The organism is Citrobacter sp. On2M, assembly GCF_018035235.1.
GTDB classification, from domain to species: Bacteria; Pseudomonadota; Gammaproteobacteria; order Enterobacterales; family Enterobacteriaceae; genus Citrobacter; species Citrobacter meridianamericanus.
Genome location: NZ_WPCV01000001.1, coordinates 312232 through 325927, shown reverse-complemented (window position 1 = coordinate 325927; position 13696 = coordinate 312232). Strand labels below are relative to the sequence as shown.

9 protein-coding genes and 1 pseudogene are annotated in these 13696 nt (G+C 53.2%); 2 read left to right on the top strand and 8 right to left on the bottom strand.

The features are described 5' to 3' along the window. Positions 1-81: 81 nt before the first annotated feature. The 7 genes from On2M_RS01465 to asd all read right to left on the bottom strand — a co-directional run bounded on the left by On2M_RS01465 (position 82) and on the right by asd (position 11643). A complete protein-coding gene (locus On2M_RS01465; protein WP_151216872.1) occupies positions 82-852 on the bottom strand; it encodes a hypothetical protein in 771 nt (256 codons plus the stop codon). A 42-nt stretch (positions 853-894) separates the two neighbouring features. Beyond that, positions 895-3342, bottom strand: a complete 2448-nt coding sequence (glgP, locus tag On2M_RS01460) for a glycogen phosphorylase (protein WP_151216873.1) — start codon at positions 3340-3342, stop codon at positions 895-897. Between the two features lie 19 nt (positions 3343-3361). After that, a complete protein-coding gene (gene glgA / locus On2M_RS01455; protein WP_151216874.1) occupies positions 3362-4795 on the bottom strand; it encodes a glycogen synthase GlgA in 1434 nt (477 codons plus the stop codon). After that, positions 4795-6090 (bottom strand): glucose-1-phosphate adenylyltransferase, encoded by a 1296-nt coding sequence (gene glgC, locus On2M_RS01450; protein WP_151216875.1) that lies wholly within the window; start codon positions 6088-6090, stop codon positions 4795-4797. Before glgC ends, glgA begins: the two co-directional genes overlap by 1 nt. A gap of 13 nt (positions 6091-6103) precedes the next feature. Then, entirely contained in the window at positions 6104-8080 is a 1977-nt protein-coding gene (glgX, locus tag On2M_RS01445) for a glycogen debranching protein GlgX (protein ID WP_210904187.1), read from the bottom strand. Beyond that, entirely contained in the window at positions 8080-10263 is a 2184-nt protein-coding gene (glgB, locus tag On2M_RS01440; protein WP_187259963.1) for a 1,4-alpha-glucan branching enzyme, read from the bottom strand. The genes glgX and glgB overlap by 1 nt, the downstream gene beginning before the upstream one ends. 273 nt (positions 10264-10536) lie before the next feature. Beyond that, the gene (gene asd / locus On2M_RS01435; RefSeq protein ID WP_151216877.1) at positions 10537-11643 is read right to left on the bottom strand and encodes an aspartate-semialdehyde dehydrogenase; all 1107 of its coding nucleotides are present in this window, start codon (positions 11641-11643) and stop codon (positions 10537-10539) included. A gap of 191 nt (positions 11644-11834) precedes the next feature. Between asd and yhgN the strand changes: the two genes are divergently transcribed. Beyond that, positions 11835-12428 (top strand): NAAT family transporter YhgN, encoded by a 594-nt coding sequence (yhgN, locus tag On2M_RS01430; protein ID WP_151224134.1) that lies wholly within the window; start codon positions 11835-11837, stop codon positions 12426-12428. Between the two features lie 179 nt (positions 12429-12607). Here the strand turns inward: yhgN and On2M_RS01425 are convergent, their stop codons facing one another. Then, complete coding sequence (locus tag On2M_RS01425; protein ID WP_210904240.1) at positions 12608-13018, bottom strand: hypothetical protein; 411 nt, start codon at positions 13016-13018, stop codon at positions 12608-12610. 268 nt (positions 13019-13286) lie between these two features. Between On2M_RS01425 and On2M_RS01420 the strand changes: the two are divergent. Continuing rightward, positions 13287-13611: pseudogene (locus tag On2M_RS01420) on the top strand (hypothetical protein). The last annotated feature ends 85 nt before the right edge of the window (positions 13612-13696 follow it).

The window sequence follows — 13696 nt, the reverse complement described above, 5'->3', positions numbered from 1 at the left end:
CCCGGGCATTTTGCCGGATGGTGGGTAGCGAAAGGTTTCAACAGCAAAATAACGTTGCAGATATGTCACTATCACGTAAGGTTATTTGCCACCAATTCTTCCCAAATTAGGAGCAATAATACTGAATGCCAGTAACTGTAGTGGCGCAGTGACAACATCCAGAGCAACTGTAAAAGGGGCCAGAATCCATTTTCCTTGATTTGAAGAGTATTGATATTTTACAAACTCAACGGTAAAAGGATGATAAAACTTCATTATTTTTCTAGGGTCTTGCTCAACATTCTTTTTATGGATCGTACCTTCAAGCCCATTATACGTACGCTGACAATCATTTTTTATACATGAGAATCCTTTCTCAAGGATTTGTTTTTTATCATCCTCATTCTGAGCCTGATAATTAATTTTTAACAAACCAGTGAAATTTTTCTTACTTGTATCAATAGCAAAATTAGCATGTTCATCTACTGATAATTGCTCACGATGAATATTCTTATTATTCAGCAGATTTATAATTTCATCCCCTCCCTTATACAGCAAGTAATCAAAGCTTCTGCCAATAAAGACCCATCCCTTCTCACCATTTGTATTCTCAGCAAGAGATAACCCTCTGATCTCATCAGAGCGCCATTTTTTTGAAGTGGATGATATTCCCTGAGTACTGTCATCAAGCATCATCGTCATACATCCAGATAATAGACCGGTACTAACAATAGCCAACAATACGCCTCTAGCTGCCTGTCTAATCGAGTGTTTTTTCCCTTTGCTCATACTTTCAATCCATCTAAATAAGATTTGCAATATCAAAACTGTTATTGCTAGCACATTAGTAAAAAATAAAGGCAGTAACGACATTCGCTACTGCCTGAACAGATTATATTAGCAGCCGTGTAATAGTTACAACCGCACCGAATCAATATGCCAGATGTTTTCGGCGTACTCTTTGATCGTCCTGTCAGATGAGAAGTAGCCCATGTTGGCGATATTAATCATCGACCTGGTAGTCCACTCTTCCGGGTGACGATACAGTTCATCAACCTTATCCTGACAATCAACGTAACTGCGATAATCCGCCAGCACCTGATAGTGGTCGCCAAAGTTGATCAATGAGTCCACCAGGTCGCGATAGCGTCCCGGCTCCTCTGGGCTGAATACGCCACTGCCGATCTGCGTCAGCACCTGGTGCAGCTCTTCGTCTTTCTCGTAATATTCACGCGGCTTGTAGCCCTGACTACGTAAGGCTTCAACCTCTTCCGCCGTATTACCAAAGATAAAGATATTTTCTGCGCCCACATGTTCCAGCATCTCGACATTGGCACCATCCAGCGTACCGATGGTCAACGCGCCGTTCAGCGCAAATTTCATGTTACTGGTCCCGGAGGCTTCGGTCCCAGCTAGTGAAATCTGCTCAGACAGGTCGGCAGCAGGAATTATCACCTGTGCCAGGCTGACACTGTAGTTCGGGATAAACACCACTTTCAGTTTGTCGCCAATTTGCGGATCGTTATTGATCACTTTCGCGACATCGTTGATCAGATGAATGATGTGCTTCGCCATGTAATAGGCCGAAGCCGCTTTACCGGCGAAGATATTCACGCGCGGCACCCACTCAGCGTCAGGATCGGCCTTCATGCGATTGTAGCGGGTGATCACATGCAGCACGTTCATCAGCTGGCGTTTGTATTCATGAATACGTTTGATCTGCACATCAAACAGCGATTTCGGATTCACCACCACGTTAAGCTGCTGGGCAATAAGCGTGGCCAGACGCTTTTTGTTCTCCAGCTTCGCTCGGCGTACCGCCTGGTTCACCAACGGGAAATCACAGTGCTGTTCAAGCTCGCTTAGCTGACTGAGATCGGTACGCCAGGTGCGGCCAATATTCTCATCCAGCACCTCGGAGAGCGGCGGGTTAGCCAGTGCCAGCCAACGACGCGGCGTCACGCCGTTGGTAACGTTACAGAATCGGGTCGGGAAGATCTTCGCAAAGTCAGCGAACAGCGACTGCACCATCAGGTTGGAGTGCAGCTCGGAAACACCGTTAACCTTGTGGCTTACCACTACCGCCAGCCATGCCATACGCACCCGGCGGCCGTTGGATTCATCGATGATCGACGTCCGCCCCAGTAGAGCGGTGTCGTTCGGATACTGTTCCTGAAGCGTCTTCAGGAAGTAGTCATTGATCTCAAAGATGATTTGCAGATGACGCGGCAGGATTTTGCCCAGCATATCAACAGGCCATGTCTCCAGCGCTTCGCTCATCAAGGTGTGGTTGGTATACGAGAAGACCTGGCAACAGACCTCAAACGCGTCGTCCCAGCTGAATTTGTGCTCATCGATTAGCAAGCGCATCAGCTCAGGGATCGACAGCACCGGATGGGTGTCGTTGAGGTGAATAGCTATTTTATCCGCCAGGTTATCGTAAGTTTTGTGCAGTTGATAATGACGATTCAGAATGTCCTGCACTGTGGAGGAGACCAGGAAATACTCCTGGCGTAAGCGCAGTTCGCGTCCTGAATAGGTAGAGTCATCCGGGTAAAGCACACGGGAGACGTTCTCGGAGTGGTTTTTATCTTCCACCGCCGCAAAATAGTCACCCTGGTTGAATTTCCCAAGGTTGATCTCGCTACTGGCCTGGGCACTCCACAGGCGCAGCGTGTTGGTGGCGTCGGTGTCGTAACCGGGGATAATCTGGTCGTAGGCAACCGCGAGGATCTCTTCGGTTTCTATCCAGCGCGTTTTCTTGCCTTCCTGCTGTATACGCCCGCCAAAGCGTACTTTGTAGCGCGTATTGTGGCGTTTGAACTCCCATGGGTTGCCGTATTCCAGCCAGTAGTCCGGCGACTCTTTCTGTCGGCCATCGACAATGTTCTGCTTGAACATGCCGTAATCATAACGAATACCGTAGCCGCGTCCCGGCAGCCCAAGCGTTGCCAGCGAGTCCAGGAAACAGGCCGCCAGACGCCCGAGACCGCCGTTGCCAAGACCCGGGTCGTTTTCTTCATCGATCAGATCTTCAAGATCCAACCCCATACCTTCCAGCGCATTTTTAACATCGTCATAAATGCCCAATGATAACAGTGCATTGGAAAGCGTGCGGCCAATCAGAAACTCCATTGACAGGTAATAGACCTGACGAGTTTCCTGGGATAATTGCGCACGGTTAGAACGCAGCCAGCGCTCCACGAGACGATCGCGCACCGCGAACAACGTGGCGTTCAGCCACTCATGTTTATTGGCAATGACCGGGTCTTTACCAATCGTGAACATCAGCTTGTAGGCAATAGAATGCTTAAGTGCCTCTACGCTGAGTGTGGGCGATGCATAAGTAAATGGAGCATTCATATAGGTGATTCCTGGATATCTATTTCAAGCGATAGTAAAGCTCACGGTATGACTTCGCCGCGACTTGCCAGCTAAAATCCATGGTCATGGCCTGACGTTGTACAAACCGCCACAGCGAAGGCCGGGACCACAATACGAAAGCACGCCGGATCGCGCGTAACAGCGACCAGGCATTACTATCTTCAAATACAAACCCACTGGCGATACCGTCCGCCAGGTTTTCCAGCGAACTGTCAGAGACCGTATCAGCCAGCCCGCCGGTGCGCCGCACCAGCGGCAGCGTGCCGTACTTCAGTCCATACAATTGCGTTAAGCCACACGGCTCAAAACGGCTGGGAACCAAAATGACGTCGGCCCCACCCATGATGCGATGCGAGAAGGCTTCGTGATAACCAATCTGTACGCCCACCTGCCCCGGATGTTCCGCCGCTGCGGCGAGGAAACCTTCCTGCAACACCGGATCGCCCGCGCCAAGTAACGCCAGTTGTCCCCCCTGCTCTAACAACCCCGGCAGCGCTTCCAGCACCAGATCCAACCCTTTCTGGCTGGTCAGGCGGCTGACTACGGCAAACAGCGGCACTTTGTCGTTAACCTTAAGTCCCATCGCGATCTGTAGCTGACGTTTGTTCTCCGCCTTCTCTTCCAGCGTGTCACGCGTATAGCGCGACGCCAACAGCAGATCGGTTTCCGGGCTCCAGATTTTTTCATCAACGCCGTTCAGAACGCCGGAAAGACGCCCTTCGCGATGGCGCTGCTGCAACAAACCTTCCATGCCGTAGGCGAACTGCGGTTCGGTAATTTCCCGCGCGTAGGTCGGACTGACCGCCGTAATGTGGTCGGCGTAGTACAACCCGGCTTTCAGGAACGAAATCTGCCCGTTAAACTCCAGTCCGTGCACGTTAAAGAACGACCATGGCAATTGGATGTCATCCATATGCTTTGCATAAAACATGCCTTGATACGCAAGGTTGTGTACGGTAAACACCGATTTCGCCGGATGGCCGCGCGCCGCCAGATAAGCCGGAGCCAGGCCGGCATGCCAGTCGTGCGCGTGCACCACATCCGGGCGCCAGAATGGGTCAAAGCCGCAGGCCATTTCACAGCCAACCCAGCCCAACAGCGCAAAACGCAGCACGTTATCGGTATACGCAAACAGGTTAGTGTCGTGATACGGGCTACCGGGACGGTCATAAAGATGCGGCGCGTCAATCAGGTAAATACCGACACCGTTGTAGTGACCGAATAAAAGCGTGACCCGCCCAGCGAAGGTATCCCGGCGCGTCACGACCTGCGCATCGGGAATGCCGCGACGGATATCAGGAAATGCCGGGAGCAGTACGCGGGCATCTACACCGTCCGCTATTTGCGCTGCGGGTAGCGCCCCAAGAACATCCGCCAGTCCCCCAGTTTTTAACAGGGGGAACATCTCTGAACATACGTGTAAAACCTGCATTATCGCTCCTGTTTGATCTGCAGTTTGCGCAGCATTTCACGCGTGACCAGCACAATACCTTCCTCTGAACGGTAGAAGCGACGTGCATCTTCTTCCGCGTTTTCACCAATTACCATGCCTTCAGGAATAACGCAGGCGCGGTCGATGATGCAGCGACGTAAGCGGCATGAGCGTCCCACCCACACTTCAGGTAACAACACTGCCGAATCAATGTTACAGAATGAATTCACCCGCACGCGCGGGAACAGAACGGACTGCACCACCACAGAACCCGAAATAATACAGCCGCCGGAAACCAGCGAGTTCAACGTCATTCCGTGGCTACCCGAACGGTCCTGAACAAATTTCGCTGGTGGCAGCGATTCCATATGCGTACGGATTGGCCAGTCCTGGTCGTACATATCCAGTTCAGGCGTCACTGAAGCCAGATCAAGGTTCGCTTTCCAGTAGGCTTCCAGTGTTCCCACATCGCGCCAGTACGGCTCGGATTCCGGGTCAGACTGCACGCAGGACAATGGGAATGGATGTGCGTACGCCATGCCAGCTTCGGTGATTTTTGGGATGATGTCTTTGCCAAAATCGTGACTGGATTTTTCATCGAGATCGTCTTCCGCCAGCAGTTCATACAGATAATCGGCGTTGAAGACGTAGATCCCCATACTGGCAAGCGATTTGGTCGGATCGCCAGGCATCGCCGGCGGGTTGGCTGGTTTTTCAACAAACTCGATAATTTTATCGGTGTCGTCCACATCCATCACGCCAAACGCGCTGGCTTCTTCGATCGGCACCGGCATACAGGCCACAGTGCAGCGCGCGCCTTTCTCGACGTGGTCGATCAGCATGCGTGAGTAGTCCTGCTTATAAATATGATCGCCCGCGAGGATCACCACGTATTCCGCTTTATAGCGTCGAATGATGTCCAGGTTTTGGGTCACTGCGTCCGCCGTGCCGCGATACCAATTTTCACCCTGCATTCTCTGCTGGGCAGGCAGCAGATCGACGAACTCGTTCATCTCTTCGCTGAAGAACGACCAGCCGCGCTGAATATGCTGCACCAGCGTGTGGGACTGGTACTGAGTGATCACGCCGATACGGCGGATCCCGGAGTTAATACAGTTGGATAAAGCAAAATCGATAATGCGGAACTTACCGCCAAAGTGCACGGCAGGCTTGGCACGTTTGTTGGTTAAATCTTTCAGACGGGTTCCGCGGCCACCGGCCAGGATCAGGGCAACAGATTTTAATGGCAGCTGGCGCGCCAACATTACACGATCGTTCTTCTCTAAACTCACCATGACTAACTCCTTTTTATCTTCTCTGGAACACACACAGTCCGTGCGCAGGTCCCTGCCAGACAGCCGTAAGCACCGGATTATCCTCTCCGGCAAATGGGGGAATAGCGTGCCATTCCCCTTCAGGTAAAACGATATCTGTCACCTCAAGCGTGGCGTTTATTGCAATCAGGAAACGGTCTGAAAGCTGGATTTGCATCTGCCTCGGGCCGTTTTGCCACTCATCCGCACTTAAGGGTTGTGCGTACTTATTCAGCCAACGAACATTGCCATCGCCCTCTTCCCACCAGCAATCCCCCGTTAATGCGGGTATTTGCCGGCGCAGATGAATCAGCGCGGCAGTAAATGTGGTTAACCCACTGTTTGCCTGCTGCCAGCCCAGCCACGTTAAGGCGTTATCCTGACAGTAAGCGTTATTGTTGCCGTGCTGGCTATGACCATGCTCATCGCCCGCCAGCAACATCGGCGTCCCCTGGGAAAGCAACAGCGTGGTTAACAGCGCATGAATGCTGTCACGCCGCCGCTCAATCAGGTCCAGCGTGCCACCTAATCCTTCTTTACCATGATTGTCGCTGTAGTTATTGCTAGTACCGTCGCGATTTTCCTCACCATTCGCTTCATTGTGCTTATTTGTGAAGCAAACACAGTCGCGTAGCGTAAAACCGTCGTGCGCGGTCACCAGATTCACCGTGGCACTGGGTTTGCGGCCCTGGCGTTTAAACACATCGCTGGATGCGGCAAAACGCCCGGCAAACTCGCCCAACGAGAGATTACGCTGGAGCCAAAAGCGTCGCGTCGCATCGCGGAAATGGTCATTCCACTCGGCAAACGGCGGGGGAAAATTCCCCACCTGATACCCGCCTTCACCAATATCCCACGGTTCCGCAATCAGCTTAACGCGTGAGAGCAGCGGACAGTTTTGGATCGCGGTAAACAGCGGCGCATCCTGACGAAACGCAGGCGTACGCCCCATGACGGAAGCCAAATCAAAGCGAAAGCCATCCACATGGCAGGTTTCAACCCAGTAGCGCAGGCATTCACATGCGTATTCCACAACGCCAGGATGGCTCAGATTGAGGGTGTTCCCACAACCGGTCCAGTTGTAGTAATCGCCATCATCCCTGATCCAATAATAGCTACGGTTATCAATTCCGCGCAGTGAGAAGACGGGGCCGTCGAGATCCAGCTCGGCACTGTGGTTCAAAACGATGTCGAGAATGACCTCAATTCCCGCTTTGTGCAGCGCTTTTACCGCATCGCGAAACTCATCGAGTGCGCTCTCCGGCGAACAGGCATAGGCCGGATGTAACGCGAACATTGCCACCGGGTTGTATCCCCAGTAGTTCGACAGACCCAGCCGTTGAAGCCGCGGCTCGCTGGCGAAATGCGCCACCGGTAACAGCTCCAGCGCGGTAATGCCGAGGCGCTTGAAATAGTCGAGCATCACCGGATGACCCAACGCTTTGTAAGTCCCGCGAATCTCTTCCGGCAAGTCAGGATGCAAATACGTCAGCCCTTTGACGTGGGCTTCGTAAATCACGGTATTGCCCCACGGCGTGCGCGGTGGGACATCATCCTCCCAGTCATAATGGTCGGACACCACCACGCCCTTCAGCGCGATGGCTGCGTTATCATGGTGATTCGGTTCATTTAGCCCGCCGTGTAGCAGCGGATTATCTTTTAACTCGCCCTCTACCCGACGCGCGCAAGGGTCGAGCAGCAGTTTCGCCGGATTAAACCGGTGGCCCTGCTGTGGTTGCCACGGACCATGTACACGATAGCCATAGCGCAGACCGGGACGGGCGTTGGCCAGATAGCCGTGCCAGACATCGCCGCTACGCCCCGGCAGGTCGTAGCGGAGTTCGCAACCGTCCTCGTCAAATACGCATAATTCAACGCGTTCAGCGTGGGCTGAGAAGAGAGTAAAATTGACGCCATGGCCGTCATACGTTGCGCCATGGGGAGTGGCGTTGCCGGTTGCCAGTTGCGTCATTACCCCTCCCGAACCAGCCAGACCGTTGCCAGCGGCGGCAACGTAAGGCTCAGTGAGTGCTGCCGACCATGACTGGCGATCTCATCGCTGTGCACCGTGCCGCCATTTCCAGTATTGCTGCCGTGGTAGTGCATCGAGTCGGTATTGAGAATTTCACGCCATTTGCCCGGCTGGTTAATACCGAAGCGATAGCCGTGGCGCGGCACTGGCGTAAAGTTGCTGATAACGATGATTTCATTACCCACCTTGTCACGACGTACGAAAGCCAGCACCGAACGTTCTTTATCATCCACCACCAGCCATTCGAAGCCATAGCCATCAAAGTCGAGCTCATGCAGCGCTTTGTGATGACGATAGGTGAGGTTCAGATCGCGCACCAGACGCTGTACGCCGTGGTGCCAGTTGTCGCCGCCTTCCAGCAGGTGCCAGTCGAGGCTGACGTCATGGTTCCATTCGCGTCCCTGAGCAAACTCATTGCCCATAAACAGCAATTTCTTGCCGGGGAAGGCCCACATCCAGCCATAGTAGGCACGCAGGTTGGCAAATTTCTGCCACGCATCGCCCGGCATGCGATCGAGGATCGATTTCTTGCCGTGCACCACTTCATCGTGCGACAACGGCAGGACAAAGTTCTCGGTGTAGTTGTACAGCATGCCGAAGGTTAGCTTGTCGTGATGGTACTGACGATGAACCGGATCCAGTTTCATGTAATCCAGCGTGTCGTGCATCCAGCCCAGGTTCCACTTATACCAGAACCCTAAGCCGCCCATGTCCTGCGGTCTTGAGACGCCGGCAAAGTCGGTGGACTCTTCCGCCATACTCACCGCACCTGGCACCTGTTCGCCAAGAATACGGTTGGTATTGCGTAAAAACTCAATAGCCTCGAGGTTTTCACGACCGCCAAATTCGTTCGGAACCCATTCCCCTTCTTTACGGCTGTAGTCGCGATAAATCATCGAAGCCACGGCATCCACGCGCAGCGCATCAATACCAAAGCGTTCAATCCAGTACAGAGCGTTGCCGACCAGGTAGTTGCTGACTTCACGGCGACCATAGTTGTAGATCAGGGTGTTCCAATCCTGGTGATATCCTTCGCGTGGGTCGCTGTGCTCATACAGCCTGGTGCCATCAAACTCTGCCAGACCAAAGTCGTCCGACGGGAAATGGCCCGGCACCCAGTCGAGAATGACGTTCAGCCCCGCCTGATGCGCGGCATTCACAAAATAGCGGAAATCATCACGCGTGCCGAAACGGCGGGTCGGCGCATACATACCGGTTGGCTGGTAGCCCCAGCTACCGTCAAACGGGTGTTCATTAATTGGCAGCAGCTCAAGATGGGTAAAGCCCATCCACTTCACGTAGGGGATCAGTTGATCCGCCAGTTCGCGATAACTCAGCCAGAAGTTATTGTCGGTATGACGACGCCACGAGCCCAGGTGCACTTCATAGATGGAGATTGGCGCATCAAACTGGTTGGCTTTTTTGCGCTCTTCGGTTTGCACCACTTTTTCCGGCAGACCGCAGATAAGCGACGCGGTTTCCGGGCGCATTTGCGCTTCGAAGGCGTAAGGATCCGCTTTAATGCGCAGCTTACCGTTCGCATCGATCATCTCGTATTTATACAGCTGACCATTATGCGCACCGGGGATAAACAGCTCCCAGATACCACTTTCTTTGCGCAGGCGCATCGGGTGGCGACGTCCATCCCAGTAGTTGAACTGCCCTACTACTGACACACGTTGCGCGTTAGGCGCCCATACGGAGAAGCGCGTACCGGTTACGCCATCCATGGTATCCGCATGCGCGCCCAGCGTTTCGTAAGGTCGCAGGTGCGTACCTTCAGATAGCAACCAGGCATCCATATCCTGGATTAGCGGGCCAAAACGATAAGGGTCATCAATCAGATTCTGCTGTCCATGCCAGACAACGGCCAACTGATAGCGAAAGAAATTTTTACGGCGGGGAAGTACAGCACAGAAAAAACCGCGAGAGTCGAGGCAGTCCAGCTTGCCGACTTTGCGTCCGGTTTTGGGTTCGATCACCCACACTTCGGTGGCGTCAGGTAATAGGGCGCGGACTTCAAGTCCAGCGTCAGTTTGGTGCATACCGAGTACGGAAAAAGGATCCGCAAAATGGCCTGCAATTAGCGCATTAATCACGTCTCTATCGATACGAACGGACATGGTTGTCATCCTGTTTTATGGTGTCACCCCTTCCAACTGATCTTCGACATCAGGTAGCGACACTTTTTTTTGACCTGAACGGCGCAGCACAATTGTGCATCCTCTCTGCGTCGTCCCACCTTCAGGCAACAACTTAATACCTCCGGTACTAAGTCACCCTTAAAGAATAGCCAATGCTTTATCTTACTCCTGGTAAAAAATGAAACATCTGCGCTTACTCCTGTATTACGCAAAAAAAGGGTGACTTAGCACCCTTTGATCATTAACAAACCATTACGCCAGTTGACGTAACATGCGGCGCAATGGCTCCGCAGCGCCCCAAAGCAGCTGGTCACCTACGGTAAAGGCTGACAGGAACTCCGGTCCCATATTCAGTTTACGCAGACGACCTACTGGCGTGGTCAACGTGCCGGTAACGGCCGCTGGGGTTAACTCACGCATGGTGATTTCACGATCGTTTGGTACTACTTTCGCCCACGGGTTGTGCGCCGCCAGCAGTTCTTCCACGGTCGGAATAGACACATCTTTTTTCAGTTTGATGGTGAACGCCTGGCTGTGGCAGCGCAGCGCGCCGACGCGCACGCACAGACCATCAACCGGGATCACGGAAGACGTGTTAAGAATTTTATTGGTCTCCGCCTGTCCCTTCCATTCTTCTCGGCTCTGACCGTTATCGAGCTGTTTATCGATCCACGGAATCAGGCTACCGGCCAGCGGTACGCCGAAGTTATCAACCGGCAGTTCACCGCTGCGGGACAGCGTCGTCACTTTACGTTCGATATCGAGAATAGCAGAGGACGGCGTCGCAAGTTCATCGGCCACATGACCATACAAATGGCCCATCTGAGACAACAGCTCGCGCATATGACGTGCGCCGCCGCCAGAAGCAGCCTGATAGGTCGCTACAGATACCCAGTCGACCAGGTCGTTGGCAAACAGGCCACCGAGGGACATTAGCATCAGGCTAACGGTGCAGTTACCGCCGACAAAAGTTTTAATCCCTTTATTCAGGCCATCAGTGATGACATCCTGGTTAACCGGATCGAGGATAATGATGGCATCGTCTTTCATGCGAAGCGAAGAGGCCGCGTCAATCCAGTAACCCTGCCAACCGCTTTCACGAAGCTTTGGATAGATTTCGTTGGTATAATCGCCGCCCTGACAGGTCACGATGATATCGAGCGCCTTCAGCGCGTCCAGATCATAAGCGTCCTGAAGCGTGCCGGTCGCGGTTCCACCGAACGTCGGTGCCGCCTGCCCGAGCTGGGAAGTAGAAAAGAAAACAGGGCGAATGGCGTCGAAGTCACGCTCCTCAACCATGCGTTGCATGAGAACAGAGCCGACCATACCGCGCCAGCCGATAAAACCAACATTTTTCATAGCGTTTTTTTCCTGCAGAGATGTGTGCTGTGTATGTATGCCAGTGTCCTGGTGGCATATCCTTCACCATACAAAATGCAGCCAAAGTCGCAAGTGAAATTAATCAATGATAGCGAAGCCATCAGTAATGCGACTTATCCCGCTGCGCAAGCAAGCAGAAAGTCCGCGGTAATTATCAGGGAATTTGACTTATGAGTGAAATCATTTCTGCAGCAGTTTTATTGATTCTGATTATGGATCCGCTTGGAAACCTGCCCATTTTCATGTCCGTATTGAAACATACCGAACCAAAACGCCGCCGCGCGATTATGATTCGCGAGCTGTTCATTGCGCTGTTGGTGATGCTGATATTCCTGTTTGCGGGCGAGAAAATTCTGGCATTTCTGAATCTGCGCGCGGAAACCGTGTCGATTTCCGGGGGCATCATTTTGTTCCTGATTGCCATTAAGATGATTTTCCCCAGCGCCACCGGGAATAGCGCCGGACTTCCGGCGGGTGAAGAGCCGTTTATCGTTCCGCTGGCGATCCCGCTGGTAGCGGGTCCAACAATCCTGGCTTCATTAATGCTGTTGTCGCATCAGTATCCTAATCAGATGGGGCATCTGGTAATCGCCCTGCTGATCGCATGGGGCGGTACGTTTGTGATTCTGTTGCAGTCGTCGCTGTTTCTGCGTCTGCTCGGGGAGAAAGGGGTGAACGCGCTGGAGCGCCTGATGGGGCTGATTCTGGTGATGATGGCAACCCAGATGTTCCTCGATGGCGTACGGATGTGGATGAAGGGGTAACCGTTTTGAAGCTGGAGAACATGGCATTTAGAGAACGATTCCGTTCACGTTATGTTCATTGCTTCTCTGAGATCTCGTCACCAGTGAACGTGTTAAGGGGGCTACGCAGCCCCCTTAACAATCCCGGCTCCCGGCAGGAAAATTACCACTTCGTGGTTCCCTCCACTTATTCCTCCAGTCTACCGGGCCGGGCGCGAGGCAGCGTCCATGCAAAACGCGCCCTGAACCCGCATCCCTGCGGGTTCTCCCGGCCTTACGGAAACGCGTCGGCAATTTTCAGCCGGACCAGCCCACACCTGACCACCTGAGCGTTTACTTGAATACCTCTGAACAGCAAAACGGATATAGCTGAAAGCCAGAGCGCTGAAGCGACACCCTGGTCCGGCTGAAAATCGATGAGGTGTTGACGGCTGACCGGGTCTGCCCGCAGGGATGCGGGCAGAGGGGACGGCCTGCATGGATGCAGGCTCGGCCCCGACCCGACAGGCAGACGGAATAAGACGAATAACTCGCGCAGCGACGATTTTCCCGCCGGGAGCCTGGGTTGCAAGGGAGGCGGCGGTGAGCCTCCCTTGCACGTTCACGGGCATCAGCGCTTCAGAGAAATGACACCACTGAGGTGAACGGAACCCTGAGCAATAATCACATGTTCACCCTACATGCTCAACTGAACGGCATTGCACTGTAATACCAGGTATTCCTTATGCTTTTAAACCGCTGAGAAAACGTATTTTCATTTCTGCGAAGCGCCTTCCGGAATACCCTCTTGCCAGCATCGCGGATAAGCATTATCTTCTCGCTGCACCTGCAAAATCAGGTGCCAGAATTAGCCTTCTGAACGCCTTCAGAGACTGCCCTATGGCGACGCCCCCTCTCTTTTCACACTCTTTATTTACCCTGCCCTTTAGCCATGCCACGGACTTCACCGAACTGGCGGATAACTGCGAGCGTGTTGTTGAAGGGCTGGTTGAATGTCATGACCCGTTTTCCCCTTTTCGAGCCTGAAACAGACCAGATGGGGCGTTACTGCCAGCTTTTGACGCATTTACTGATGAGCAAAACGCTTTCTGATGATATGGAGCGAGTAGCGGGTGATTTGCTGCAGGATTTGGTGGGCTATTTCGCCGACACGCTGAAAGCGCCGCGCTGGTTGAAAACCGAGGATGGTATGATGGTGCTGTAAAAAGCCGGGTGGCGCTTGCGCTTACCCGGCCTACGATGCGGATGTGTGCTCGTTTCCAGGCCCGGTAAGCGCAAGCGCCACCGGG